29 protein-coding genes are annotated in these 25,702 nt (G+C 38.2%); 5 read left to right on the top strand and 24 right to left on the bottom strand.

Annotated elements, in window-relative coordinates:
- Positions 1–8: 8 nt before the first annotated feature.
- From M3183_RS02300 to M3183_RS02285, 4 genes are read right to left on the bottom strand one after another with little or no spacing between them, the layout of a single operon-like run.
- On the bottom strand, positions 9–260 hold the full coding sequence (locus M3183_RS02300) for a hypothetical protein (RefSeq protein WP_251466055.1): 252 nt from the start codon (positions 258–260) through the stop codon (positions 9–11).
- Positions 261–290: 30 nt separating this feature from the next.
- On the bottom strand, positions 291–758 hold the full coding sequence (locus M3183_RS02295; RefSeq protein ID WP_311315340.1) for a (2Fe-2S)-binding protein: 468 nt from the start codon (positions 756–758) through the stop codon (positions 291–293).
- 23 nt (positions 759–781) lie between these two features.
- Entirely contained in the window at positions 782–1,609 is an 828-nt protein-coding gene (locus tag M3183_RS02290; protein WP_251466053.1) for an FAD binding domain-containing protein, read from the bottom strand.
- Positions 1,610–3,928, bottom strand: coding sequence for a xanthine dehydrogenase family protein molybdopterin-binding subunit (locus M3183_RS02285; protein WP_251466051.1), 2,319 nt, complete (start codon positions 3,926–3,928; stop codon positions 1,610–1,612).
- 258 nt (positions 3,929–4,186) lie between these two features.
- Here M3183_RS02285 and M3183_RS02280 point away from each other — a divergent pair, with 258 nt between their 5' ends.
- Together M3183_RS02280 and M3183_RS02275 are read left to right on the top strand one after the other, a co-directional pair.
- Positions 4,187–4,654, top strand: coding sequence for an MFS transporter (locus tag M3183_RS02280; RefSeq protein WP_251466050.1), 468 nt, complete (start codon positions 4,187–4,189; stop codon positions 4,652–4,654).
- 665 nt (positions 4,655–5,319) lie between these two features.
- Positions 5,320–5,670 carry a hypothetical protein gene (locus M3183_RS02275; RefSeq protein WP_251466048.1) on the top strand — a complete coding sequence of 117 codons (351 nt, stop codon included), beginning with the start codon at positions 5,320–5,322 and terminating at the stop codon, positions 5,668–5,670.
- A 32-nt stretch (positions 5,671–5,702) separates the two neighbouring features.
- On the opposite strand, the gene M3183_RS02270 is transcribed toward M3183_RS02275, so the two are convergent.
- From M3183_RS02270 to M3183_RS02260, 3 genes are read right to left on the bottom strand one after another with little or no spacing between them, the layout of a single operon-like run.
- Positions 5,703–6,803: a Ger(x)C family spore germination protein gene (locus M3183_RS02270; protein WP_251466046.1), complete on the bottom strand. Its 1,101-nt coding sequence runs from the start codon at positions 6,801–6,803 to the stop codon at positions 5,703–5,705.
- Positions 6,800–7,870: a spore germination protein gene (locus tag M3183_RS02265; protein WP_251466044.1), complete on the bottom strand. Its 1,071-nt coding sequence runs from the start codon at positions 7,868–7,870 to the stop codon at positions 6,800–6,802. The genes M3183_RS02270 and M3183_RS02265 overlap by 4 nt, the downstream gene beginning before the upstream one ends.
- Before the next feature lie 24 nt (positions 7,871–7,894).
- Positions 7,895–9,235, bottom strand: coding sequence for a spore germination protein (locus M3183_RS02260; RefSeq protein WP_251466041.1), 1,341 nt, complete (start codon positions 9,233–9,235; stop codon positions 7,895–7,897).
- A 112-nt stretch (positions 9,236–9,347) separates the two neighbouring features.
- Here M3183_RS02260 and corA point away from each other — a divergent pair, with 112 nt between their 5' ends.
- Positions 9,348–10,298, top strand: coding sequence for a magnesium/cobalt transporter CorA (gene corA / locus M3183_RS02255; RefSeq protein WP_251466039.1), 951 nt, complete (start codon positions 9,348–9,350; stop codon positions 10,296–10,298).
- 290 nt (positions 10,299–10,588) lie between these two features.
- Here the strand turns inward: corA and M3183_RS02250 are convergent, their stop codons facing one another.
- Complete coding sequence (locus M3183_RS02250; RefSeq protein WP_251466037.1) at positions 10,589–10,909, bottom strand: hypothetical protein; 321 nt, start codon at positions 10,907–10,909, stop codon at positions 10,589–10,591.
- 222 nt (positions 10,910–11,131) lie between these two features.
- On the opposite strand from M3183_RS02250, the gene M3183_RS02245 reads away from it, so the two are divergent.
- Both M3183_RS02245 and M3183_RS02240 read left to right on the top strand, forming a co-directional pair.
- A complete protein-coding gene (locus tag M3183_RS02245) occupies positions 11,132–12,181 on the top strand; it encodes a M42 family metallopeptidase (RefSeq protein ID WP_251466035.1) in 1,050 nt (349 codons plus the stop codon).
- A 53-nt stretch (positions 12,182–12,234) separates the two neighbouring features.
- Positions 12,235–12,450, top strand: coding sequence for a twin-arginine translocase TatA/TatE family subunit (locus M3183_RS02240; protein WP_251466033.1), 216 nt, complete (start codon positions 12,235–12,237; stop codon positions 12,448–12,450).
- A 49-nt stretch (positions 12,451–12,499) separates the two neighbouring features.
- Here the strand turns inward: M3183_RS02240 and M3183_RS27040 are convergent, their stop codons facing one another.
- The 16 genes from M3183_RS27040 to M3183_RS02165 form a co-directional block, all read right to left on the bottom strand.
- Entirely contained in the window at positions 12,500–12,625 is a 126-nt protein-coding gene (locus M3183_RS27040; RefSeq protein WP_285878354.1) for a hypothetical protein, read from the bottom strand.
- Between the two features lie 117 nt (positions 12,626–12,742).
- Positions 12,743–13,264 (bottom strand): hypothetical protein, encoded by a 522-nt coding sequence (locus M3183_RS02235; protein ID WP_251466031.1) that lies wholly within the window; start codon positions 13,262–13,264, stop codon positions 12,743–12,745.
- A gap of 151 nt (positions 13,265–13,415) precedes the next feature.
- On the bottom strand, positions 13,416–14,396 hold the full coding sequence (locus M3183_RS02230; protein WP_251466029.1) for an ABC transporter permease: 981 nt from the start codon (positions 14,394–14,396) through the stop codon (positions 13,416–13,418).
- Positions 14,389–15,303 carry an ABC transporter ATP-binding protein gene (locus tag M3183_RS02225; RefSeq protein ID WP_251466027.1) on the bottom strand — a complete coding sequence of 305 codons (915 nt, stop codon included), beginning with the start codon at positions 15,301–15,303 and terminating at the stop codon, positions 14,389–14,391. Before M3183_RS02225 ends, M3183_RS02230 begins: the two co-directional genes overlap by 8 nt.
- Positions 15,304–15,315: 12 nt before the next feature.
- Positions 15,316–16,092 carry an SGNH/GDSL hydrolase family protein gene (locus tag M3183_RS02220; protein WP_251466025.1) on the bottom strand — a complete coding sequence of 259 codons (777 nt, stop codon included), beginning with the start codon at positions 16,090–16,092 and terminating at the stop codon, positions 15,316–15,318.
- A 161-nt stretch (positions 16,093–16,253) separates the two neighbouring features.
- Positions 16,254–17,465 carry an NO-inducible flavohemoprotein gene (hmpA, locus tag M3183_RS02215; protein ID WP_251466023.1) on the bottom strand — a complete coding sequence of 404 codons (1,212 nt, stop codon included), beginning with the start codon at positions 17,463–17,465 and terminating at the stop codon, positions 16,254–16,256.
- A 316-nt stretch (positions 17,466–17,781) separates the two neighbouring features.
- Entirely contained in the window at positions 17,782–18,237 is a 456-nt protein-coding gene (gene tnpA, locus M3183_RS02210) for an IS200/IS605 family transposase (RefSeq protein ID WP_251466272.1), read from the bottom strand.
- 186 nt (positions 18,238–18,423) lie between these two features.
- Positions 18,424–18,858 (bottom strand): peptide-methionine (R)-S-oxide reductase MsrB, encoded by a 435-nt coding sequence (gene msrB / locus M3183_RS02205; protein ID WP_251466021.1) that lies wholly within the window; start codon positions 18,856–18,858, stop codon positions 18,424–18,426.
- A complete protein-coding gene (gene msrA / locus M3183_RS02200; protein ID WP_251466019.1) occupies positions 18,855–19,394 on the bottom strand; it encodes a peptide-methionine (S)-S-oxide reductase MsrA in 540 nt (179 codons plus the stop codon). The genes msrB and msrA overlap by 4 nt, the downstream gene beginning before the upstream one ends.
- 157 nt (positions 19,395–19,551) lie before the next feature.
- Entirely contained in the window at positions 19,552–20,130 is a 579-nt protein-coding gene (locus tag M3183_RS02195; RefSeq protein ID WP_251466018.1) for a YpmS family protein, read from the bottom strand.
- Positions 20,131–20,137: 7 nt separating this feature from the next.
- Positions 20,138–20,962, bottom strand: coding sequence for an SGNH/GDSL hydrolase family protein (locus M3183_RS02190; protein WP_251466017.1), 825 nt, complete (start codon positions 20,960–20,962; stop codon positions 20,138–20,140).
- Positions 20,963–21,150: 188 nt separating this feature from the next.
- Positions 21,151–21,753, bottom strand: coding sequence for an SCO family protein (locus M3183_RS02185; RefSeq protein WP_396953687.1), 603 nt, complete (start codon positions 21,751–21,753; stop codon positions 21,151–21,153).
- A gap of 57 nt (positions 21,754–21,810) precedes the next feature.
- A complete protein-coding gene (locus M3183_RS02180) occupies positions 21,811–23,436 on the bottom strand; it encodes a sensor histidine kinase (protein ID WP_251466016.1) in 1,626 nt (541 codons plus the stop codon).
- A gap of 117 nt (positions 23,437–23,553) precedes the next feature.
- A complete protein-coding gene (locus tag M3183_RS02175) occupies positions 23,554–24,396 on the bottom strand; it encodes a DegV family protein (RefSeq protein ID WP_251466015.1) in 843 nt (280 codons plus the stop codon).
- 175 nt (positions 24,397–24,571) lie between these two features.
- Positions 24,572–25,312 (bottom strand): twin-arginine translocase subunit TatC, encoded by a 741-nt coding sequence (tatC, locus tag M3183_RS02170; RefSeq protein ID WP_251466014.1) that lies wholly within the window; start codon positions 25,310–25,312, stop codon positions 24,572–24,574.
- Between the two features lie 110 nt (positions 25,313–25,422).
- Positions 25,423–25,614, bottom strand: a complete 192-nt coding sequence (locus M3183_RS02165) for a twin-arginine translocase TatA/TatE family subunit (protein WP_251466013.1) — start codon at positions 25,612–25,614, stop codon at positions 25,423–25,425.
- Positions 25,615–25,702: the final 88 nt, after the last annotated feature.

Here is a 25,702-nt window from a genome sequence, read left to right as displayed (position 1 = left end):
CTGTTTTGTTAACTGTTATTTTTTTGGGGGTTATGTGCCAGTTTAAGTGGATTATCCGCTAATTGAATTGCCTTCCGCTTATGCGGCGGCCGCTTTTCCGCTAATTGCGGCTGGATATCCGCGAATTGGAGGGCTTTTTCCGCGAATAACGGCTGGATATCCGCGGATTGAAGACCTTTATCCGCTAACTGAATTGCCTTCCGCTTATGCTGCCACTTTTCCGCAAATTGGAGGGCTTTTTTCGCTAATTGCAGCCGCATATCCGCGGATTGAAGACCTTTATCCGCGGATTAACTCCCCCCGCTATGTCCTCTCAAAACCGATTTCACAGCCTTTTCAATTTCAATATAACTGGTACAGCGGCAAATATTGGATTCGAGCCATTCTTTAATCGTTTTGTCGTCTGCATTTGGATGCTGCTCCAAAAGAGCATGACAGTTCATAATAAAGCCAGGGGTGCAATACCCGCACTGAAAGGCAAACTCTTTGACAAAAGCTTGCTGGATGGGTGCATTCCTTAATCCTTCAATGGTCATCACCTTTTTTCCCTCAGCCTCCACTGCCAGCATTAAGCATGATTTCATCGGCCAGCCATCCACATTTACCGTGCAGGCGCCGCAATCTCCATTTAAGCAGCCAGGCTTTGATCCGGATAAACCAAGCTTCCCTCTTAAGGTATATAAAAGGGTATCTGCATTCCTGACCATTACATTCCGTTCTTCCCCATTAATGTTTAAAGTAATAGTCCGTGATGCCACCGTTTCCTCCCCTTCCCTTCTTCTCATCCCAATGCCTGAAGGGCATCCATCAACAAATTTCTCAAGACAAATATACGATAATCAGCAGACCCTTCAACGTCATCCAAAATGGATTTGGGTAAAACCGAAAGTGCCCCATCTATTCTGGCCTCCAGTGACTGTCCCCACCTGTTTATATATACCTCCATTTCTTCTGAACGAAATGGAAACGGGCAGAGTCCGCTGATGGCTAAACGGATTTCCTGCCCTATTTTTAAAGCAGCCACCGTGATTAACGGATAACCTGTATCCCATTGCTGTCGGCGTTTTTTCGCAAAAAACGGTGCCCCGATAAAACGCCGGTCCGTTACAGTTTGAACAAGGAGTTCTCCCTTTTTTAATCTTAAATGTTCTTGGAATATCTCATTAATTTGAACGTTCCTTATTCCTTCCGGTCCAACAATGATGACCTGACTGTCTGCTAATAAAAACGGCAAAACCGCCTCACGGTAAAAAATTTGTGCGCAAATATTACCTCCCAGCGTAATTTTTCCGCGTGCCGTGTGATCGGCCACTTCACTTGCAACACTTGTTAATAATGGAAAAGGATTTGCCTCCTCAATTTGTGTTAATGATAAAGCACTGCCTAGCACTAAATGATCTCCGTTGAACTCTTTCATATTACATTCAGCAATTTCCTTCATGTCAATTACTGCATCTGCGTAAGCTAAATTAATTCTTCCCAGCGTAATCAATTCTGTACCGCCTGAAAAATATGTCGGCTGTTTTCCCTGGTGCTCCAAAAATTGATAACGCTCCACAGCCTCTTTTAATGTCTCAGGCCGGTAGTACTCAAAATCAAATGGAAGCATTTATTTCACCGCCTCCTTTGCCCGCCAAATCAATTCTGGAATTAATGGCAAGTGGTGAAGAGAAACACCAGATGCAATTGACAATGCATTTCCGAGCGCCCCGGGCATCCCCATTAATCCATGTTCCCCAAGACCGCGGGCCCCATATGGTCCATCAAGCTGAGGAGTTTTGACAAATCCCACCAGGTATTCTGGATTTTCACCATAGCGAAGCGGCCTATACGTCCGGAGCTGTGGATTCAGAACACGCCCCAGTTCATCAAAATAAAAGGTTTCCCTCCCAGCAAAAGCGAGCCCCATGCTCATAGCCCCCATCACCTGGCCCTCGGCCGCTTTCTCATTCATCACGTTTCCAACATCAACGACAGTGCACGCTTTTATGAGACGGTACGTATAATCTCTTTTATCAAATTCAATCTCCACCCCGTAGGCAGCAACCGTCCATTCCGGACCAGGTTTTCCAGCGCCCGTTTCAGGATCCAGATGGGTAAGATGCCTTAGAATATAGCTTCCCCTGCCAATGACCTGCTGGCCTATGGTTTGACCATTCGGATATTTAAACCCATAACATATATCTTTAAAATGAAGTCCAATCGAAGGGTCATCCCTTAAGAACACACGGCTGTTCGCCACTTCCAGATCATCTTTTGGAGCTCGTAATGCACAAGCAGCAATTTCTTTTAATTGATTAATCGCATCTTCCGCCGCCCTCAAAACAGCCCTTCCTCCCATAAACGTTCCCCTGCTCGCAACAGTTTTCCAATGTTCCGGTGTTGTCTGTGTATCTACTTCCATTCTTACATGAATGTTATCCACATCCATTCTCATTCGTTCGGCAAGAATTTGTGCCAAAATAGTTTTTGTCCCTGTTCCAATTTCTACAACGCCGGACATAAGATTAATCGACCCATCACGATTAAATGTCAAAATGACTCCTGACGGGGCATCCGTATCAATGGTGGAAGTCTTCCAGCTGCAGCTGACACCTTTTACCCGGATGAAACGGTCATCTATTTCTTTAATTGCTCCCTCTTCCCATTTAAATAATTCCTTTACTTTTTCTATACACTTCCTTAGGTTTCCTACATTACTTTTATTCAGCTTTACACGTGTTGGCGTTGTATCACCTGGTTGAATCGCATTGATATATCTAAGTTCAAACGGGTCCATATTTAATTTCTGTGCAAGAAGGTCCATAGTTCGTTCAATCGCAAATGAAAGCTCCGAGTGGCTGAAGCCTCTAAATGGAGCTGCATATGGATGGTTCGTATACATACAGTAAGAATCACACCAGAGATTTTCAACATCGTAAGGTCCAGTACAATCAACAGCACCTGACCTTGATACATCAACCGCTTTATCAGAATAGGCACCGCCATCCCATAAATAGCGAATTTCGGCTGCTCGAATCTTTCCGCTTCGATCAACACCAAGTTTAACAGTTGCATCCAAACCAATATGACATGCAGAGGTGATGATATCCTCTTCTCTTGTATTTAGCAGCTTTACAGGCCTGCCGCCCACTTCTTTTGAGGCTAAATAGGCGAGCACTTCCAGCTGTACAGATGCCTTACCGCCATAAGCTCCCCCAACAAGCGGGGTACGAACGATGATTTTCCCCATATCTTCACCGAAATAGTCAGCAATCAATCGTTTTACCATGAAGGGTGCCTGTGAGGAGGTTGTAATCATAATATTTCCGTCCGGCACTATTTCCGCTGTCGCACACCTTGTTTCCATTGCTGCATGGTCAGAAGGTGCAAATGAAAAACTTGCTTCCACTACCGTTTCACTTTCTGACCAGCCCTTCTCCATATTTCCTTTACGAATTTTATAATGAGTGGCAATGTTTGTGCCTGGAACAGGATAAGAGTCTGCTTCTAATTTATACTCCCCTAAACGTTCATGGACGAGCGGAGCGTCCTTTTGAAATGCTTGTGCAGGTGAATTGACAACGGGAAGTAATTCATATTGGACCTTTATTAAGTCTGCTGCTGTCTTTGCCTGGGATGGTGTCTCAGCTACTACCAGAGCAACCGGCTCTCCATGATATCGGACTTTATCAACAGCAATCGGCGGCCGGTCACGAATCGCTTCCCCTGTCAGCGGGTACCGCTTTCCAGCAATAATGGCAATGACTCCTGGAACTTTCCAGGCTTTAGATGTATCGATATTGACAATTTTTGCATGGCCATATGGACTAATAACCATTTTACAAGACAACATTTCTATTGATTGAAAGTCATTTGTATACTTCGCCCGCCCTGTAACCTTATCGGCTGCCTCTTTACGAATCACACTTTTTCCAATAACATCCATACTAAATCCCTCCTGCCACCAAGTTGTGACCAAGACAGCAGCATAAATATGACCTATCAATAAATTTACATATCCTTCCTACTTTATTTATATTGAGTAGGAAGCATTCCTAGAATGAGAATTTCGGTGCAAAATTTTTCCGAAAAATACTTGATAGTTTGTTTTAAAAGAAATCACTGGTAAAGATTAAAATGAAATTTTTAAAGGAATGACATTTTTGAGACGTTCAATATTTATAACTGCGCTTCCTCTGGTACGATGTTAAATCCATTAAATTCCTCCATATTTACACTGGGTTTATACAGGATCCAAGAGGATTTTCAGCTTTCGTTCACAATTGTTTTCTGGCTAATCACATCCTTTTATTTGACCAGTGCTGCTGCTCAGCTGGTAAAAGGGAAATTTTGGGATGTTATTAGCCGTAAAAAGACCTTTTTATTTGGAATGGCTTATGTGACTGTTTCTGCACTGGGGGCTCCCCTTTCTACAATTTTTTTCAAACTGCTCGTGATGCAGCTTATTCAATCAATCGGAAGCAGTACAATTTATCCTTCAGGAATAGCGTTAATTCATGACCATATTACTAAGGAGCGGCAGGCTTCTGCCCTGGCAGTGCTATCCATTTTTTCTTCTGATCAACGATTGGGGGTTTCCTCATTATATGTGTCAATCGCCCCGCTATCATTTAGGGGAACTTTCCATTTGTCCTCATTCGTTTTATTCTAGGTTTTTATATATTTCCGAACGATACTAAAAAAGACAAGGATACCATTAAAAATGGATTTCCCACCTTGATTTTTTAGGAATTAGCTTGTTTACTTGCAGCATGGTTTTGTTTCTTGATTTTTAAAGACTTTCAAAACCAATATCCATTATGTATCTGGTGCTTGCAGCTTTGCCTTTTTGGTTTTATTTATGGAAAGAGAATTAAAGGTTAAAAGAGAATTCCAAGGAGATGTTGGACACCACTTCGGAATTATTTCAAACATGCAGGTATTTGGGGGCGATTTTATCTTCTATTATTCTCGGATTCATTTTTGGAATGGAAATTTCCGCAGCAAAAATGAATGATTGGGGAAGTTTCAGTTGTAATAGGTTCTATCAGCTTCATCATCAGCCTGTGGTTTTCGAGAGCAAAACGCGAAGTCTTTACAATGAAATGGGAATAATTTTTCTTAAACTATTAATGCTTCGTTCATAGTTTTTTCATATTTATTCGATACTATATAAACATGGTTCAGGAAAGAACCTTTCAACCTCCACCCCCTTTATATAGATATTTTTTGATGCTCGGCAGAATGGCTGCCGAGTTTTTTTTTGACCCCATTGATATGTATACATCTTACTTTGCCTGTCAATAACTGTAAAAACAAAGAAGAGAGGTGTTAGGGTTGAAGGGAATTTATTTTATCAATGAGCACATTACATTAACTGGATGTACGGCCGAAGAAAGCATTAGTTTACAACAAGAATCAATCAAGAAATTCATTGAAAATCAAAACATTGAAATTGTAAAACTTAATCCATATCAGCTAAATGAATATTACACCAATCCACATGCCCTGTTATATGATTTAAAAATGGAGAAAAAGCAGCTTGACTGTTTGGTTCATTACTCTCCTCAGGCTATGGAAGATTATATTTATACATATCCGGCAAAATGGCTGATTTTAAAAAGCTTCTTCAAAGAAGTCATTGCCGTTGAAAACCAAATTGATCGTAACATCCAAAATGTTATTTAGAAAAAGCATTCCAATTATTGGAATGCTCTTTCCTATTCTATTAGCCCTGTATCGGTAATTTGAACCTTTGTATGAACTTTAAAGGTTATATTCGGGTAAATCTTCTTCCATTCCTCCCAATCATCATGATTAAAATGACGGGAACGATAGCGAAGTCCGAATCCCATTGGATCGACACCTGCCCGTTGCATTTTTTTTAATACATTTTTAAACTCCTGATTTAATGTCTTTTCGGCGGCTTTTTCATATTGATATAATTGACTATTGGCAACACGCCTCGAAGCCTCTTCCAATTTTCCTTTAACAGAAACATTCACTTTAATATAGGGCGGGCTTCCTTTTGGTGTATGGATTTTATATTTTGCTTTCACCATTTGAGAATCAATCACTATGACTGTTTTTCCTCTCTCCACCTTAATAGAACTTTTTTCTTCCTTAGATTTGAGAAAGTTTAGTATTTTTGTCTCCTCTGGAGCTAAGTGAATGATCATCTTGCTTTCGTTAAAAAGACCTGCTGTATTTATTTCAAAGTAATCTTTTTTAGCTTCAATAATTGGTAAAATGGGATCTATTCCTCTTTCGATTAATCTATATTTAAAATCAAACAAGTAGGTTGGAATAACATACGGTGTTTCCGAACCGTCTTTGCCTAAAGCTAGAAATAATGAATTGGATGGAACCTGCTCTGATTTTGGTTTTACCTTTAAGATATCCTTTGCGTTTGGTTTCCCGACTGCGACCCAGGTAATTGCCTGGATATCCCGCCTCCGGTTAAACCAATAATACATGCCCGCATTTCCCCTCGATTTGGCCACCTCTTCACTTATGATAATCACTTTGGCATGGCTGAAATCAATTTCTTTATCTACCTTTGTCTTAAGAATTCGCACCGCCTCAGACATAGAATCGGCCTCTTGAGAGACAATATAAAAATCATTGGGCTGTTCTTTTGAAGCACTTGGAATGGCAAATTTCAGACTGACAAGATACTTTTTTGAACTGTCTTTTGCAAGGTCAACACCGATACTGACGGCAAAAAGGCGTTTATCAATATCTTTAAATCCACAGCCCCCTACTAAAAAAGCAATCATTAAAAAAAGGCTGTAAATTTTCCATCCACCATTGGTTTTCATGCGGTTTTCCTCCTTGCCCAAATGAAGAATAAACCCACGATCATTATTTCCAAGCCCAAACGGACAATCATCCAATGAACTGTTATTTTATTCAGCAGTATTGTATTAAGGAAAATGGCACAGATAATCGTACAGCATGTAAAGATTACTAGTACTGCCCAGTTCTTTTTTCTACTTTCTTTATAGGTTCCCTTTATTAGTTCAAAAGCAACATGCCAGTGGACTGAAACACTCATTAGTGTAATCCCCATATAAAAAATTAAAAAGAGAAAGATGACCCGCTCAATCGGACTATAGACTAAGCGAAGGGAATCAGCTGTAGATATCCATGGATAAAGATATTCTTGGGCACCATCCGAGCCATGAAAACCAATAGGAATAAAAAATGTGGTAAACAAATTGATCAGTCCTAACACAAGTATTACCAAAAAATTCCACATTTTCAATTTCCCTTTTATAATTCGATTGAAAATAATGAGATTCGTATAGCCTGAGAAAGCATAAGAAGCTGCAGCAATTGCTTTTAAACTTGGTTTCGCAAATAAATATGTCCCCACCTCAAGAATGGAGTCCCAAACTAAAAATTCACTTGTAAAAGCCTTAAAAATAATAAAAGTGATTAACGGCGTATTTAAAAATAGAACAATTTCCAATAAGTACATGACTCTATCTGTTGGTAATTGGATGATGAGTAAAACTCCTGTTAAGAAAATTGATAATAGATAAACATAGGGCATTTCTGGATTTACAAATCGTCTTAAAATATCGACAAAACCCAATAAAGAGATCAGTCCTGAGGAAAATGTTATAAGCGAAATAATGCCAAAAGGAAGAATAATGAACCAGCGCTTCTTTCCAGCAATTGAAAATATCTCTGGAAACCCTTTTTCTGGAAATTTTGAAATCATCTTGGAAAAGACTACATTTAAACTAAAGCCTAGGGGGATGGCAATCAACACCCCCATGACTGCACCTTCATAGCGATACTCAATCAAGATTTTTGGAACAAAGATAATGACATTTATCAGCATATTTAACAACACTAGATATAAGAAATAACGGTTCAAATGCCTTCCCCCCTCTATGGTTTATTATTCCTTATGCGGCTGTGGTTTGCTTTGGACTAAGGTGAGAAACGGCTCGCCAAAACTATCCAGTTTGACCAAGTATGCCACAAAGATGAAAAAGCCAATTACAACTCCCACAAGTCCAAATAAAGTTGCTAGTGCCAAAATGAAATATTTTACAATCCTTAACGAAAAGCTGAAGGCGTTAATGGGTACCACAAAATTTGATATCGCGACAAACGATACAATGATAATCATAATATTACTGACCAGCCCAGCCTCTGTCGCAGCCTGCCCCAAAATCAAACCGCCGACTGTTGTCGCTGTAGGTCCAATTGCTTTAGGCAGACGGATACTTGCTTCGGTCAGCAGCTCCATCATAAACAGCATGAGCAGGACCTCAATAAATGACGGGTAAGGAACTGCATTCCTGCTTCCAGCAATCGACAATGCCAGCTGTACCCGATAAATTTCCGGATTATAGCTGGTTGTGGCTACATATAGTCCTGGCAGGCAAACACTGATAATAAAACCGATATAGCGTAATAACTGTAGAAATCTGCTGACCCAATAGGTTTGGTAGATATCTGCCATTGATGACATAAAGTCTTTCATTACGGTTGGCAGCACCACTGCAAACGGTGATCCCGAAACAAGCAGAATAACTTTTCCCGTTGCTAAATTGACCGCTACTCTATCAGGTCTTTCTGTCACAAGCATTAATGGAATCATCGCTCTATTGCTCTTTTTGATTGAATCCAGCAGCTGTTCCCCTGTTTGAAACATCTGCAGGTCAAGGGAGGATAAGAAATCTTTTATCCGCTTTAATGTATCAGGGTCCGCAAATCTCGTATCATGCAGAATCATCACTTCTGTTTTAGAAATCTTACCTACCTTTGTTATGTCTACATTCAAGAAGGTCTCTGGATATCGCTTGCGGATCAATCCAAGATTTGTTGGCAGGCTTTCACTAAATCCTGACTGCGGGCCTTGAATCGTCGTTTCTACTGAGGTATCTAAAACTGAATTATTCCGGTCTACCTTACTATCAAAAAGAAAAACAGAATCCTGATAAAAAAGGACGGCTGTACCATTCAATAATTCTTCAATGGCCTTCTCTTCTGACTCGAACGATTTTATTTGCGGTATGGATTCAAGATAGTTTCTGAACTCTTCAGGATGATGCTGTTCGAAAAATGGCTTAAGCAGCTTATCATGAAGGACGGTTTCATCGCTGATTGTTTTAATATAGAAGGATTCTATATACTTTTCTTTTGTATGAAGCTCTTTAAAGACCACGTCAGCCGCTTTAGGAATTTTACTTTTCAGGCTTTCTTTGATTTGTTCTACTTCATTTGTTGGCATTTCTCAACCTCTCACCTTCAGGCTTTCTTTATAATTTTCCATACAGGCTGGTATTTTATTCTAACTAATAGAAGAGAATAGTAAATGCACTAAGAGGAAATAAGGGGATTTTATGATTCGTACATTAGCCATTAAAAAAAATCATGAGATTGTGAAAGATGTGTTTATATCTGATTTGGTAAATGGAGATTATCTTTGGTACTGGATTGATTTCAATCAGCCCACTGAAGGAGAAATTGATTTTCTAAGGGAGCCGTTACACTTTCATCCATTAGCAATTGAGGACTGTATTTTTACATTACAAAGGCCAAAACTTGATTATTATGAGGATTATACTTTTTTTGTTACTCAAGGATTGAATCCAGGAACCGTTGTTAGAGAGGAAGTGGATTTTTTCCTCAGCGAGCACTATGTTGTTTCCTTTCATCATCAAGCATCCCAGGAAATTAATGAAGTGTGGAGCAGGCTGAATCAATCTGCAAATTTGAAAAAATGGGATCCTTCCCATGTCCTTTATAATGTAATCGATAAAATGGTAGATAATTATTTCCCTCCGGTTTATCAAATTGAAGATAAGTTAAATGAACTTGATGAAAATTCAGGGGGAAAGACAATGGAGATTTTGCTTGAGGATTTATTCGATACACGGGATGATCTTTTGAAACTACGTCATACGATTACACCCATGCGCGATCTTATTTACCGGATATTAAATTCACAGCGTATCACCTATATTCATGGTAAAAAAGAATATTTTTCTGATATACATGACCATCTGCTAAAATTGGCTGAAATGATAGAATCCAGCCGCGAATTGACCACTGATATCCGTGACAGCTATATTTCCATTAATTCACATCAAACAAATCATGTCATGAAAGTATTAACGGTCATTACCACGGTATTTATGCCGTTAACTTTTATTGTCGGACTTTATGGAATGAATTTCCACAATATGCCTGAATTAACCTGGAAATACGGCTATTTTGGGACCCTTATTATTATGCTTTTAATTGCCTTAGGGATGTCCTGGTGGTTTTACAGGAAAGGATGGTTTAAATAAGATGACATAAAAAAGTCCAGCAAGTGCAGCTGCTGGACTTTTGCACATTTATCCCGCTTTAACGGGCAATATGCCCCCGCTTTGCTTTAATCGTTAGCGCAAAAGGAAGATCAGTGAAGGATCGACTGATGCATTCGACCGATTGATGAGATACTGCAAAACCCGCCAATGCGTAACCAGAGGTTTAGTGGATCCAATCGGATTTTACACGCTCTATAGCAGCTTATATTAAAGTCAATACACCCGGACCAATAATGTGGATGAAGCCCTTCATAAATTGAAGTTGGATTTTATTTCGTATCCTTCCAATTTTCATATGAGATGGTTCCTCCTGTTAAATCCATTGTATTAAGGTCCCCTTTGTAATACATCTTTCCATCCTTTTCTACAATTAAATTTTCATACGTATATACCTTGTGGCCATTTGGGAGGTCGATGACGACTTTTTCTCCTAATTCCTCTGAAGGCGCATCAATTTTAATTGAATTTTGATAATAATAACCCAAAATAGTTAACCCTGCTGCTAGAATCATGCAGGTCATGAGAAAAAGAAGTAGACCCTTCCTAGGTGTTGGTTTCGGCTTCTGCTGGTATAATTCGACTCTGTTCAACTTTCCCCTCTCCCTTGCTTTCACTTTCAATTTTCAATCTATTTTTAAAATAGTTTGAATACTCCCATCTATTTCCAAATACTAATCATTTTATTCATCGGAAGTTTAATCATTACCTATCCTATGCAGCTGTTAGAAAAAATTGCGATGAATCCTTTCTAAACATGAAAATTTCAGCTTAGATGTATAATAGAAAGAAATAATATTTAGGAGGAGAGGTTTATGCCTTACCCAAGTACAGAGGAAACAGTCAAAATATTGACCGATTTAGTTTCCATACCAAGCCCGTCAGGAAACACGAATGAAGTCATTCGTTACGTTGAAAAATTTCTTTCAGAATTAAGTATTAAAACAACAAGGAACCATAAAGGCGGTTTAATTGCTGTGATGGAAGGACAAGATTCCAGCAAACACCGGATGTTAACTGCACATGTTGACACACTCGGTGCAATGGTAAAGGAGATCAAACCTAGCGGCAGACTCAAAATAGATTTAATCGGCGGCTTTAGATATAACTCTATTGAAGGGGAATACTGCCAAATCGAAACAAGCAGCGGTAAAAAGTATACCGGAACGATCCTCATGCATCAAACTTCTGTCCATGTATACAAAGATGCCGGTAAAAAAGAGCGAAATCAAGAAAATATGGAAATCCGCATCGACGAAAAAGTACATACAGCTGAGGAAGTGCGCGCTTTAGGTATTGAAGTCGGAGATTTTGTTTCATTTGATCCTCGGGTTGAAGTGACATCAAGCGGCTATATAAAATCACGTCATTTAGATGACAAAGCCAGCGTGGCCATTTTACTGCAATTGATCAAACAAATTAAAACCGAAAATATTACCTTGCCATATACAACCCATTTTTTAATCTCCAATAATGAGGAAATTGGCTATGGAGGTAATTCCAATATTACACCGGAAACGGTAGAGTACTTGGCTGTTGATATGGGAGCGATGGGAGATGGTCAATCAACAGATGAATATACGGTTTCAATTTGTGTGAAGGATGCAAGCGGCCCATATCATTATGAATTACGCAAACACTTAGTCCGGCTTGCTGAAGAAAATAAGATTGAATACAAACTAGATATTTATCCTTACTATGGTTCAGATGCATCTGCAGCCATCCGCTCAGGCGCAGATATCATTCATGGACTTATCGGTCCTGGTATCGATTCATCTCATGCATTCGAACGGACCCATAAATCGTCAATCGAGAATACAGCCAAGCTCTTATATCACTATGTACAATCTAACCTTGTCTTATGATGAAACCTTAAGTTATAATAGTTTTGATGTATGTATGGCAAGGAGATGAAACCATGCTTTCCAATATAGGAGTTCCTGGACTTATATTAATATTGGTTGTTGCCTTAATTGTTTTTGGCCCCAATAAATTGCCGGAGATGGGACGTGCTGTCGGCAAATCTATTCGTGAATTTAAGCGCGCAGCCGATGGAATTGCTGACGATATTAAAGAGGAAATCAAATCCGACGTTCAAGAGGCAAAGAAAGAAAACATTGACTTGAAAAAATAATTGATAAAAAAAACATCCCAAAAGCTTCTTTTAGGGATGTTTTTTGTGGCTACCTTTTTGCTTTATCAGCAAAATCTTGGAATTGATTCATTAATTTTTTTCTAGATTTATCATTACGCAGTAGATAAGCGGCTCCTAGTGCAGCGGTTGTCATCATTAAGGCTTTTCGTTTCATTCTGACCCCTCCTATCATATTTCCTTCTTACATTTCCCACTTGTTTTTGATTTTACACTTCCATTATTCACCTTAATAGAAAAAGCCAATCACAATGATTGACCTTTCAATGTATTTCTATTCTGCAAGCATTTTCTTCATCTTAGCGTTATGTGTTTGATAATGAACCAGCAGTTTGTTTAAAATTTCCTTAGCTTGTTTGTCATCTTTGTTGTCGACAGCAGTCTTTAAATCTTTGAAAGATTTCCAATGGGCCATTCCTTTGCCGCCATGGACTCCTTTCATAAATTGTTCCTTAGTAATCTTCCCTTCCTCTAATAATTTCTTTAATTCCTTCATCTTTTCGACTTTTTCCTTTTTCCATTGTTCTCGTTTTTTTGCATTTTCCGGATTCATCCACTGTTTGTGAAGCTCTTTCTTTTCTGCCAAAGCCTTCGTCCACTCTTCTTTTTTCTCTGGAGTATATTGATCAACCCAGGTAAGAAGCAGCTGTTCCCTTGCTTTGATTTTGGCTTGCCAATCCTTATGCATTTTGTGATGGTGTTCTCTATCAGTATCAGGCGCCATTCCATGTGCCACAGCAAACCCCTGGGTTGAAAAAACTAAACCCAACGCTAATAAGAGTATTTTTAACTTCATGTTCCTCACCTTTCCAATGTAATTTCTGTTTCAATTGCTCTACAAGAAGTTAGGTTGCCCAAATTTTTTTAAAAAATTTACCATTTTTGAAAATAATTAGTGACTTTTCCAATATAAAAAACTCCTTCCACAATTGGAAAGGAGTTTTTTATTAATATACATCTCTTTTGGTAAATACAATAAATGATACCAATAAGGCTGCAGCCCACCAGACCAAAAGAACCGACATGGAGAACGATAGGTTCATTCCTTCAATCGGAGGGGCTGTACCTTTCATATAATCCGTCAGTCTAAGATTGACCATGAATAGGTATTTCGCCGATTCCCAAGAGGATACCATATTACTTAAAATGGCACCTGATATTAGTGCTGCCAGCATGACACCCATTCCAGCTGCTGTACTTCGAATCAAGACAGACAGCATAAATGATAATGTCCCGACCACAATGGCAACAAACCAAACCAGCCCAAAATCCATTAATAAAAACTTCCACAGACTTAAGAGTTTCACATTTGCTGTATTCAACGCTTCATCCGATATATTAAATCCTGTTAAAATAGGTGTGCCAAAGCCCTTATATCCAAACACTACACCCGAAAGGATGTAAGACAGGAAACCTGCAATTGCAACAATTAAGGAGACGGCAAAACAAAGGGTTATGTATTTGCTTAGCAGTACCTTCCATCGTTTAACCGGTCTGGTCAAAAGAAGTTTAACCGTTCCCTGACTATACTCCGATGATACCAAGTCACTGGCAATGACCATGACCATTAAGGGGATTAACATATCAATGGCGTTTTCCAAAAATATCCGCATAAATGTTGATGCACCTGGTTCAGCCGGATTGATATCATGATCTAAATAATATTGCTGCTGCTGAAGTGATATTTTTAGCTGCTTTTTCCATTCTTCAGAAATCCTGCTGCTGCTTAGCCGATTAGTGATATCTACAATGTTCTGCTGCACAGCTGTGCGCCAATCGTCTGTGCCAAGCCTTTCCCGCTGTGTTTGGATTTCTTTATATTGAGCATATGTAAACAAAATCACCAGAACACCGATAATCAGGGCGATAACAACTAACCGCTTCTTCGCAATCAGCTTCATCATTTCATTTTGAATTAATTTATTCAATGGTCTCACCCCCGGTTAGTTCAAGGAATAAGTCTTCCAGCACCGGCATTTTTCGATTCATTTCCATGACGGAAATCCCCGCTTCAACAAGCTGTTTATTCCAATGAGGTATCTTTTCTTCATTAAATTCTGTCCAAATCATCCCGTCCTCTTTTTCTTCGATCTTAGTCAGCGAGCTTAATACCTCTTTCCCCTTCAGATACGGCTCCAGTCTCCATTCCATTCTTTCTCTATTGGATAATAATTTTTCGACAGAGTCAGTCCTAATAATCGTTCCCTTTGTAATGATGGCCACTCGGTCACATAAAAGCTGAATTTCGCTTAACAGGTGGCTTGAAACGAGGACACTTAACCCTTCTTTTTCTGCCAGAAAACGAATAAAATTACGCATTTCACGAATTCCAGCCGGATCCAATCCATTTGTTGGCTCATCCAGTATTAACACTTTTGGATTCCCCAAAAGCGCCTGGGCAATTCCCAATCGCTGCCGCATCCCGAGGGAATAAGTTTTAACCTTATCATCAATTCGATCAGCCAAGCCAACAAGCTTGGTGACCTCTTTGATCCGTTCCTCTCCAACTCCATTAATCATACGCGAAAAATGAAGCAAATTATTATAGCCGGAAAGATATGGATATAATTCTGGATTTTCTACAATACAGCCAAGGTTTCTCAGCGCTTTTTGAAAATCCTCCGCAATATTATAACCGCATATGTGAATACTTCCGGAAGTGGGTTTAATTAATCCCACTAACATGCGTATGGTCGTTGTTTTCCCTGCACCATTCGGTCCAAGAAAACCAAATACTTCTCCTTCACGTAAATCAAAAGTCAAACCCTTAATAATTTCACGCCGCCCAATCACTTTTCTTAAATCTTTAACAGATAATGTGATTTTTTTCTCCATACCTGAATCTCCTTACCATGTAAGCAATGATGCTACACGCTCTGCGATTAGCTTATATCCCTTTGTATTTGGGTGAAACTTATCGGAATACAGATAGTCGTTTACTTTGAGTTCAAACAAATCAAATGTTGGAACAAAGATAATTTTTGGAAAGGCTGCACTTACTTCCGCACTATCATAATTCCAGCGGCGGACAACCTTTGACATTTCTTTCCCATGATCCAGCTCAATAAAGGGATTATATAAACCAACAAAAAATACATTCGCCTTATGATTGTTCCTGCGGATTTGTTCAAAAATAAACTTTAAATTAGAAAGATATTTTTTTTCAATCACAGCAATATTTTTAGATTGAAAATCCATTAATCCTTGTCCACCCCGAAACAAGTCATTGCCGCCGATTGTCACCAGGATTACATCAGCTTTCTCCAGTTGTCTTCCAACTTCCTTTTGTTGGATCTGCTTTTTTAATTGATCAGATCTTTGGCCGATAATACCCAGGTTTGTCAGCTGGACTGGTTTTTTCGTTTTTTCTTTTATTTCATCAACTAAATCCCCTACATAGCCTTTGCCAGTTTCATCGCCGGTTCCCCGTGTAAGAGAATCTCCTAATGCAACAACATTCAATCCTTTTTTATTATCTATTTTACTTGTTACATTTGTTTTTTGTGGAACTTGATCGGGTTTGCCGGCATAATAATTCTTCACAGCCCAGCCAAGTCCAAAAATCCATAGGAGGCAAAAGAATACTGCAATTGCAGTAACCATACGAACCATATTCCTATTCAAAAAGCTCAATCCTTTCCAGCCTTTTCTTACTTATATTTAATCACAAACAGCGGTGGAATCAAACTTTGAGCTTTACATATAAGGTAAAAAAGGCTTAAAAATCACAAAAAAAACTCCTTAGGCAGGACTAGGAGTTCTGCCTAAGGAGGGCTTTCAGCCTATTATACTAAACTTGCTTTTGGACCAAAGAATTCAAAATGAATATGTTCTTCATTTACTCCCAAGTCAGTCAAAGTACGATTCATCGCTTTCATGAACGGGAATGGACCACAGAAGTAAAAATCTGCCTCTTTATCCGTTATTTTTTCCTCTAACCATTCACGGGTAACGTATCCTTCAACATCGAAGCGGTGGTTTTCCCGGTCTTCTTCAGTTGGTGAATCGTAGAAGAAATAAGAAGTTACATTATCCAGTTTTGCAAGTTCTTCTACTTCATCCCGCAATGCATGAACATTTCCGTTTTGCGCTGCATGGACGAAAGTTACTTTACGTTCTGGCTGAACTTCCACCAACGTTTTTAACATACTCATCATTGGCGTTAAACCTACACCACCGCTCAATAAGACAACAGGGCCTTTTTTACTTGTATCTAATACAAAATCTCCTGCCGGCGCACTTATGTTAAGGATTTCACCTTCTTCTACACTGTCATGCAGATAGTTAGATACCGTTCCATCAGGATTTGGTGTACCAGCTTCACGTTTTACACTGATACGGTAGTAGCCTTTTCCAGGAGCATCGGACAAGCTATATTGACGGATATGAGTATATTTTTCTCCTTCTATTTCAAGTTTAATACTAATGTATTGGCCTGGCTGGAAGTCAGCAATTGGCTTATGATCTACAGGCTTAAGATAGAATGAGGTAATAACATCACTTTCAACAACCTTTTTATCAACGAAAAATGGACGGAATCCATCCCAGCCGCCTTTTTGGCTGGCAGCCTCGTTATACATTTCTGCCTCTACACTGATAAAGGCATCCGCAATGACGCCATAGGCCTCAGCCCATGCATCCATTATTTCATCTGTCGCAGCATCGCCTAGAACATCTTTAATCGCCAATAATAAATGTTTACCGACAATTGGATAATGCTCAGGTTTAATGCCAAGGCTTCTATGTTTCTGTGCAATCTGATTTACAACTGGAAGAATTGTCTCAAGGTTATCAATATATTTGGCAGCTGCATAAACTGCACTTGCAAGAGCTCTTTGCTGTCTTCCTTGTTTTTGATTGGCATGATTAAAGATATTTAATAACTCGGGATGATTACCAAACATCAACTGATAAAATCTTGTGGTAATCTTCTCTCCATGTTCTTCTAATACAGGTACGGTTGATTTAACAATTTCAATAGTTTTTTGGTCTAACAAGATAAACACTCCTTACGTTTTCACTATATTCATCGTGTCCATAGGTAATTATATGAAATAAAGCACACTGGTTAAGTGATTTAAATCACACAATCCCACCTTGAACTTTGACAATAATGTGACATTTTCAGATAAATGGGCTAGTTGAAATTTCCCAAAGTTCAAAAATCATGACCACCCGTCCAACGGGTGGTTTGAACAACGGCTATAAGCCTATATTACCGGCCAGCGTCTAAAGGCGCTGGCTTTCATTTAATTCAAGCCTCTATTGCCTTTGCCGCTTTTGCCACCCCTTAAAGGGTATTGGTATTACTTGCTACCCTTTGAAAGGGTCTGTATATTCTTTTACACTTAATTTATCTAATGCTATATCATGTTTTTCTTGATCTTGGATATATTTTTTTATCGTTGCTTCGTTTAATCCTACTGTGCTCACATAATATCCTTCAGCCCAAAAATGCCGATTTCCGAATTTATATTTTAAATTTGCATGCTTGTCGAAAACCATTAATGCGCTTTTACCTTTTAAATATCCCATGAAACTTGAAACAGATATTTTGGGCGGAATACTTACCAACATATGAACATGGTCTGGCATGAGGTGACCTTCTATTATTTCAACACCTTTATAGTTACAAAGCGTTCGTAATATTTCACCTATACTCTTTCTATATTGATTGTAAATTATTTTTCGTCTATACTTTGGAGTGAACACAATATGGTACTTGCATAACCATTTTGTATGTGCCAAACTATTTGCTTTGTTTGCCAATAAACTCACTTTCCTTTCTAAATTATAGAGGCTTGAACAATCTCTATTATAGAAAAAAGTGAGTTTTTTGTTTGGTCTAACCACTTGTCACCCACCCGCATAGCAGGTGGTTTTTTGTTTCGCACGCTATCGCGAGCTCAACGGACTAAAGTCGTAATAAAAAGCCGCGATAACGCGGCTTTACTTCTATTTAAACAGCTTCATAAACTCTCCATATCCTTCTTTTTCAAGGTCTTCTTTTGGGATAAACCTCATTGATGCAGAGTTTATGCAATAACGAAGGCCTGCTGGTCCTGGCCCATCATTAAATACATGACCTAAATGGGAATCTGCCGTTTTGCTCCTTATTTCAGTACGAACCATAAAGTGGCTGTAATCAGCTTTTTCAACAATTTCTTTTTCTTCAATCGGTTGTGTAAAACTTGGCCAGCCGCAGCTTGAATCAAATTTGTCCAGCGAACTGAATAACGGTTTGCCTGACACAATATCCACATAAATGCCTTCCCTCTTTTCATTCCAATATTCATTTCTAAAAGGGGGTTCTGTTGCATTATGCTGGGTTACTGCAAACTGTATTTCTGTTAATTCTTTCTTCAATTGTTCATTATCTTTTTTTGTCATTTTTTAATATCACTCCAATGTGCTTCAATGAAACCTTTCCTGCCAGAGCCGACATGATACCTTTCATAATGAGCCGGATTTTTCTTATAGTAATCTTGATGGTAATCCTCTGCAGGATAGAAGGCTTGAGCCGGCAGTATAGGTGTTACGACAGGCTTGTTGAATTTGCCGCTTTCTTGTAACTTCTGCTTGGATTCCTCGGCCAATTTTTTCTGAAATTCATTATGATAAAAAATAGCTGTTTGATAGGACTGCCCGCGATCATAAAACTGTCCCCCGGCATCAGTAGGGTCAATTTGCTGCCAAAACAACTCTAGTAATTTTTCATAAGTGAATATTTCTGGATCATACGTTATTTGAACGGCTTCGAAATGTCCCGTGGTGCCGGAACATACTTGTTGATAAGTTGGATTTTCAACGGTTCCCCCTGTATATCCGGAAATGACACTTTTAATTCCTGGCTGTTGATCAAAGGGCTTTACCATACACCAAAAACACCCGCCCGCAAAAGTTGCTAATTCGATATGATTATCCATTTTCACACCCCGTTCCTATAGAAATTCTTCTACTATGAGTATACAATTTAATCCATCAAAAATAAAATCAGGTGTTTTTGCACTTGTGGGTAATTGGAAAAAGGAACCCCGGAAATCAGGATCGAGGTTGAAAAATAGGTGCCCAATCTTTGGGCACCTATTTTACCGGTACTAAAATGGTGAAAGCAATTTGATTTCTTTTCAAATCAAATTGATCCGCTTTTATTTTCAGATCACTTTTCAGTTTTAATTGCTCCATATTGATATAGACAAGTTTATCATTTGGCCTGATATCGACCCCTTTAGGCAGCTTATAATTTTCTTTGATAAATTTAAGCACATAGGATATCGGGAGCGGGAGCTGTCCAAGTGACATTGATTTTTGTTCAAGAACTAAATCACCATTTTTAAGTGCTTTTGGTTCGAACGTTAATTTCAAATTCAGTTCTTCACTAAAAACTGGAATTTTCCCATATAATTCTACTTCATCAGTCAATAATACCCGATAATCAATTGGCGAATCAGCAGCCTCTTCTTCCAAATAGTGATTAATCAATTTGTTTAAATCATATTTATTAGATTTCACATGGAAAGAAACTTGGTCCCCTGTGGGTCGTTTGGCTAATTTTTTGTCTACGTCCTCCGACGAGTTTAGAACAAGTGATAACATAATAATTGCGAACAAAAGGTTGATTCCCAGCAAAACTAGGAACCCAATTTTCCATTTGTTTTTCATAAACGTTTTAATTCTCCTCTGTACTTACCATTAATGGCTTCTTCTCAAGATCTGGAAGAACTCTGTCTCCAAGGGTCTCATTTAATCTTTGGGCAATTAACTCATATCCTTTATTGTTCGGATGAAAATGATCGGTATATAAAAGATTATCGTTTGTATTTAAAAATAAGTCTTCAATCCCGACAAAATATGCGTTTGGATAATGAACTACAACCGACTGCCCTGTTTTATTCCATTCAGAAACAATTTCATTCATTTCCTTAATATCTGAAAACCATTTTGTAAAAGGATTATACATTCCCACTAATACAATTGATGCACTAGGATTCTCCTGCGTAATTGTCTGCATAATTCGTGTTAAGTGATTTCGATAGGAATCCTTTTCTGTCATAAAATCGGAAAGATGTAAATTGGCAAAGTGGTCCCGCACTACCTTCATAATATCATTACCGCCAATAGTTAAAATAATTAAATCAGCTTTCTGCAATATTGGTTTCATTTCCGGAGATTGTAATCTTTTCAAAAGCTGTGTAGTGCGATTACCTTTCACACCATAATTATAGAAATCGACTTGTTTAATTCCTTTATTTTTTTCAAGCATCGTTTCTAAATATGGCAGGTATCCGCCTTTCCCCGTGGTGTCACCTACTCCTTGTGTCAAGGAATCCCCAGCGGATAAAACCGTTAAATTCCTAGGCGAAAAATCAGCAGGAATGGGGGCAAATGTTTGGATAGCTGTTTTCTTTTCCGGATGTGATACAGGCTGATCAGCTTCACTGCAGGAGGCTAGCATTAACGATGAGAGAATTAGAGGGGCGATGATTTTTTTCATGATGTTTCACCTTCCTTCTAAACTATCTTATTTTAACATTTAAAATTATATTATTCGACTTTTAGAATTGTACAACTTCTATGGATAGGTATTTGACATTTCTTATATTATAACACGACAATATTTATTCAAACCTAATCTGTACTAATATCCTATTCTTGGCAAAAAAAATAGACCCATTAAATGGTCTATTGTAATGTTTTAATATCATTAATAATTTCATCATATGGGACATCTTTAAACCCATTGTAGGATTTTTTAATATGCCCTTTTTGGTCTACTAAGTAAATATAGGTTTGGTGAATAACTTGATTTCCTTCGTCTGGTTTTTTAACAAAAGTTTTAAACGTTTTCGATGCAAATTTTTCAATAAACTCCTGGGAATATCCTGTTAAAAAAGTCCAGTTATTAAGATCTGCCCCAAATTGTTTAGCATAACGTGTTAAAACATCAGGTTTATCAACTGTTGGATCCACACTAAAGGAGACAAATTCAACATCTTTTAAACCCTCATCCTTCACCATCTTTTGTAATTTCACCATATTTGAAGTCATTGGAGGGCAGACATCCGCACATGTTGTAAAAATAAAAGCAGAGACCCAAACCTTCCCCTTTAAATCTTTTAGCCCAAAAGACTGATTGGCTTGATTGGTAGCCGTAAAGTCCTTAACCGGCCAATCGACACCATTTTCAATTTCCTTTTTTCCACAAGCTGACAAAAGTAATGCTGTTATAACAAAAAATATTGCCGCAACCCTGATTTTCATTTTATCACCTACAAATTTCTTCATATGTATCCTTATTCAGTGTAACAAAGAACAAGTAAAGAAGAAAGAAAAAGGCTGATATTAATGATCCAGCCATAAAGGAACCGAAATCTTGAATGTTGTTCCCTCTCCTTTTACACTATCAACCTCAATCTTCCCTTTCAGCCTTTCTACAAGCTGATAACATACCATCATCCCCATTCCGGTTCCTTTTTCCTTTAATGAATAAAATGCTGTCCCGAGCCGTTCTAGTTCCTCTTCTGACATTCCAATTCCTGTATCAATGATTTCAAACACTCCATATTGAGCTGTTTGATATACTCGAAGTGTAAGATTCCCTCCTGTTCTCATCGCCTCTATCCCATTTTTAACAATATTGATCAGCACCTGTTTTAATTCGCTGGCATTTCCTTTAACAAAGATACCGGTTTCAATTTGTTTCTCTAGAATTATATTTTTCGACATTAAGGCAAATGTGTTCATAAGATCCATAACACTAGCAGCTAATTTACCGGCGTCTACTTTTGTAATTTCGTCTAAATCTGGTTTTGCAAGTGAAAGATAGTCGTTTATTATGATTTCTGCTCGATTTAATTCTTCAATCATTAATTGAATATAGGTCTTTTCCTGCTCTGTTAAATGCTCCTTTGCAGAAAAAAGCTGCAAGAAGCCTCGTACTACAGTCATTGGATTTCTTATTTCATGAGCAACTGATGCTGCAAGCTGCCCGATAGCATTCATTTTCTCAGCACGCTGTAATTCCTTTTGAAACTTTGTCTTCTCGATGACCTTTTCCATCTCACCAATTGCTTCTTCAAAAGGGTGGGTGCCATTTTGACTTTCTGGCTGTGCACCGAATTCTTTGCATGTATCAGAGAGCCGTTCGAAAAGTATTGATAATTGATCGGTCATGTGGTTAAATTTTTCGCCTATTTGCCCTAGGTCTGACTCATTTGAAATTTGCAGCTTCATGTTAAAATCCCCAGCACTAACCGCATTAATCCCCGAAATAATTTCGTGAACAGGTTCAAAAATTTTTTTCAATCCCCATTTCATTGCAAAATAAACGAATGCAGTTATAGTACATAAAGCAAGCAGTAAATAAAGCCCCATTTTTCTCTTATAGTGCTTCACCAATGAAGCATCGACATTGACAACAAAGACAGCCGTAACTTGACCATCTTGATCCAATATTGGGTCAAATGCAGTAACCCATGTTCCATACCTATCTTGATGGATGCGGCTGGCAGTTAAGCCTTTTTCCACTATTGAACGATTAAAAGGGGCAAGAAATTCCTTTCCAGCAAAATAGGTGCTGAATTTTCCTAAAGACCCTTTTCCATTTTCCATGGATAAAGTTAAAATAGATAATGTACTCCCTTGGAATTTTTTCGCAATTACAACATAACCATCAAAATATCTTGAGTTTTTCTCCATTAGATTATTGATTAATTTTGACGATTGTACCTCCGTATGCCTATTCTCATCATGTTGATTAACTACTTCTTGAACAACATTGGATGAAATGGAATCTTTCCAAAGAACAGCTATTCCTTTTGCCCGTTCTACAAGCTGCTCCTCCATTTGATTAGTTTGGTAAAAAAACACAAAACCTGCCGTTGAAAAAACCATCAGAAATGTAATTAAAAACGAGAATAATAATACCTTTCGATATAAGGGCAGTTCTTTCACCTTATCTTTTGCCATTTCCCAGTTCCTTTCAAAACATATCAATCTAATTAAATTTTCGACATATTCTTTGGGAATTCCTTTATATTTATCAAAAAAATAGGATAAACCACCCAGGTCTATCCTATTAAGTCCTTATTCAAAATAATACATTAACGCAAGAGCTCCGGGACCAGTGTGAGTGCTTACTGTTGGATTTGTATAATCAATCTCCACTTCCTGAAATCCGGTTTTTTCAATAATGCCTTCTTTAATCCTAACAGCAAGCTCATGTGCTTCTGCATGGGCAATCCCAACACCGCGAATGGTTTTTCCCTTTACATCCTCAGCAAACTGCAAAGCCAAATATTTAACTACTTGAGAATAACTCCGCATCTTTGCCACTGGCGTATATTCTGCACCTTCCAGAGAGGCTATCGGCTTAATATTAAGCAATGAACCAATAAAGGCTTTCCCCTTCCCTATCCTGCCGCCTTTTACTAAATTTTCCAATGTATCTACCATGATATATAGTTTTGTATGATCTCTCACTATTTCAAGCCGCTTTAAAATTTCATTTACACTACTGCCTTGACTGGCCATTTCGGCAGCTTCTTTCACTTGAAATGAAAGGGCTTTAGAAATAAATTTTGAATCTATGACAGTTACTTTTGTATCCGTCATTTGCGCTGCACTTTCCGCCGAACGGACAGTACCGCTCATTTTTCCAGTCATATGGATAGAAAGGACCTCATATCCCTCTTCCCCCAACTCGTTATATACTTCAAGAAATGCACCTATTGAAGGCTGCGAACTTTTGAGCAATTCTTTCGCAGTATTCATCCTTTGTATAAAATCAACAGGATCTAATTCAACCCTGTCTAAATACGTTTCACCATTTATTGTGATTGCCAGCGGTACAACTTTAATCCCAAGTTTTTCAATCCACTTTGCAGGCATATCCATCGTTGAATCGGTTACAATTTTCACTTTGCTCATGCTCTCACATCCCTACTGTACTTACTTGATTATACAAGTTTCGACAAGTAATAGAAACTATTATTTTTTTACAATAATCAAAAAAACAGGTGTCTTATGAGAACATTCGTTAAACTAATATAAAAAAATCCCCATTCATTATGAATAGGGACATTTCCAATGCATATTCAATTTACTAATTTACCTCTGCTATTTCTTCCTCCTGTTGTTTCTTTAATCGTTTTCGATAAACAACTTTGGAAAGATTTATGCTTACTTCATAAAGCAAGAGCAGCGGCAATGTGACAACAAAATCAGACATAAAGTCTGGCGGGGTAATGACTACTGCAATAATCACAAGGACAAAATAAGCGTACTTCCGTATCCTAGATAATACAAACGGGTTAATAATTCCAAGTGAAGTTAAAAACATAACTACAACAGGGAGCTCAAATAATACACCAAATGGAATGGTCATATTAAAGATAAAACTGAAATATCTTTCTGCGGTAAAGTTCGTGACGAACATTCCCTCTCCCAAATTGACGAGGAATTTCAATACCATTGGAAAGATGACAAAATATCCAAAGGCCAATCCAAAAATAAATAAGAAAAATAATGCAGGAACATATGATAGAGTTACTTTTCTTTCATTCGGTTTTAATGCCGGCTTAACAAACAGCCAAATTTCCAGCGCCAGCACTGGAATGGTCCCTGCAATGGCGACAACAGTTGCCAGCATGAAATAAATCCAAATAATATCGCTGGGTCCAAGGACCAGCAGCTTCACATCCAAATCTCGAACGAACCATTTGTAAATATCGTTGACATAAATAAAACCAACTATAAAAAAAGCAATAAAGGCCAATGCCGTAATAATAATTCTCTTTCGTAATTCTTCTAAATGATCAACAAGCTGTAATTCTTTGTCTTCCATTAACTTCCCCTGCCAATTTCGAAGGTTAAAAGATATTGATGTCAGTAAATATGAATGATATCAATTATATTTTAAGATGAAAAAGGTGTAAGACTCTAGTATCTCACACCTTATTTAGTCAAGTTTTTCTTTTCTTCTTTCTCGTCCATTACATCTTCAGTAAGCTCACGGGTTGATTTTTTAAATTCTTTTAATGTCTGCCCAAAAGCCCGTCCAATTTCCGGTAATTTCTTTGGTCCAAAAATAATAAGCGCTAGTACTAAAATTAAAATTAATCCGGGTACTCCGATATTTGAAAACATGGAAATACCTCCTCTTTTAGTTGTTTACTATTACGATTATAGAATTATACTTAACCATTTTACTCATCCATTATTCATAGTGATCTCA

Origin of the sequence: Neobacillus mesonae (assembly GCF_023715155.1) — a bacterium.
In the GTDB taxonomy this organism is placed as follows: Bacteria; Bacillota; Bacilli; order Bacillales; family Cytobacillaceae; genus Neobacillus; species Neobacillus mesonae_A.
This window is presented reverse-complemented; position numbering and strand designations above follow the sequence as displayed.

Excerpts from the sequence above, each read along its gene's own strand:
- M3183_RS02300 (WP_251466055.1), bottom strand. The coding sequence starts at position 260 with ATGCGGCTGCAATTAGCGAAAAAAGCCCTCCAATTTGCGGAAAAGTGG.
- M3183_RS02290 (WP_251466053.1), bottom strand. The coding sequence starts at position 1,609 with ATGCTTCCATTTGATTTTGAGTACTACCGGCCTGAGACATTAAAAGAG.
- M3183_RS02285 (WP_251466051.1), bottom strand. The coding sequence starts at position 3,928 with ATGGATGTTATTGGAAAAAGTGTGATTCGTAAAGAGGCAGCCGATAAG.
- M3183_RS02280 (WP_251466050.1), top strand. The coding sequence starts at position 4,187 with ATGTTAAATCCATTAAATTCCTCCATATTTACACTGGGTTTATACAGG.
- M3183_RS02270 (WP_251466046.1), bottom strand. The coding sequence starts at position 6,803 with ATGAAAACCAATGGTGGATGGAAAATTTACAGCCTTTTTTTAATGATT.
- M3183_RS02260 (WP_251466041.1), bottom strand. The coding sequence starts at position 9,235 with ATGCCAACAAATGAAGTAGAACAAATCAAAGAAAGCCTGAAAAGTAAA.
- corA (WP_251466039.1), top strand. The coding sequence starts at position 9,348 with ATGATTCGTACATTAGCCATTAAAAAAAATCATGAGATTGTGAAAGAT.
- M3183_RS02245 (WP_251466035.1), top strand. The coding sequence starts at position 11,132 with ATGCCTTACCCAAGTACAGAGGAAACAGTCAAAATATTGACCGATTTA.
- M3183_RS02240 (WP_251466033.1), top strand. The coding sequence starts at position 12,235 with ATGCTTTCCAATATAGGAGTTCCTGGACTTATATTAATATTGGTTGTT.
- M3183_RS27040 (WP_285878354.1), bottom strand. The coding sequence starts at position 12,625 with ATGAAACGAAAAGCCTTAATGATGACAACCGCTGCACTAGGAGCCGCT.
- M3183_RS02235 (WP_251466031.1), bottom strand. The coding sequence starts at position 13,264 with ATGAAGTTAAAAATACTCTTATTAGCGTTGGGTTTAGTTTTTTCAACC.
- M3183_RS02225 (WP_251466027.1), bottom strand. The coding sequence starts at position 15,303 with ATGGAGAAAAAAATCACATTATCTGTTAAAGATTTAAGAAAAGTGATT.
- msrB (WP_251466021.1), bottom strand. The coding sequence starts at position 18,858 with ATGACAAAAAAAGATAATGAACAATTGAAGAAAGAATTAACAGAAATA.
- msrA (WP_251466019.1), bottom strand. The coding sequence starts at position 19,394 with ATGGATAATCATATCGAATTAGCAACTTTTGCGGGCGGGTGTTTTTGG.
- M3183_RS02195 (WP_251466018.1), bottom strand. The coding sequence starts at position 20,130 with ATGAAAAACAAATGGAAAATTGGGTTCCTAGTTTTGCTGGGAATCAAC.
- M3183_RS02190 (WP_251466017.1), bottom strand. The coding sequence starts at position 20,962 with ATGAAAAAAATCATCGCCCCTCTAATTCTCTCATCGTTAATGCTAGCC.
- M3183_RS02185 (WP_396953687.1), bottom strand. The coding sequence starts at position 21,753 with ATGAAGAAATTTGTAGGTGATAAAATGAAAATCAGGGTTGCGGCAATA.
- M3183_RS02180 (WP_251466016.1), bottom strand. The coding sequence starts at position 23,436 with ATGGCAAAAGATAAGGTGAAAGAACTGCCCTTATATCGAAAGGTATTA.
- M3183_RS02175 (WP_251466015.1), bottom strand. The coding sequence starts at position 24,396 with ATGAGCAAAGTGAAAATTGTAACCGATTCAACGATGGATATGCCTGCA.
- tatC (WP_251466014.1), bottom strand. The coding sequence starts at position 25,312 with ATGGAAGACAAAGAATTACAGCTTGTTGATCATTTAGAAGAATTACGA.
- M3183_RS02165 (WP_251466013.1), bottom strand. The coding sequence starts at position 25,614 with ATGTTTTCAAATATCGGAGTACCCGGATTAATTTTAATTTTAGTACTA.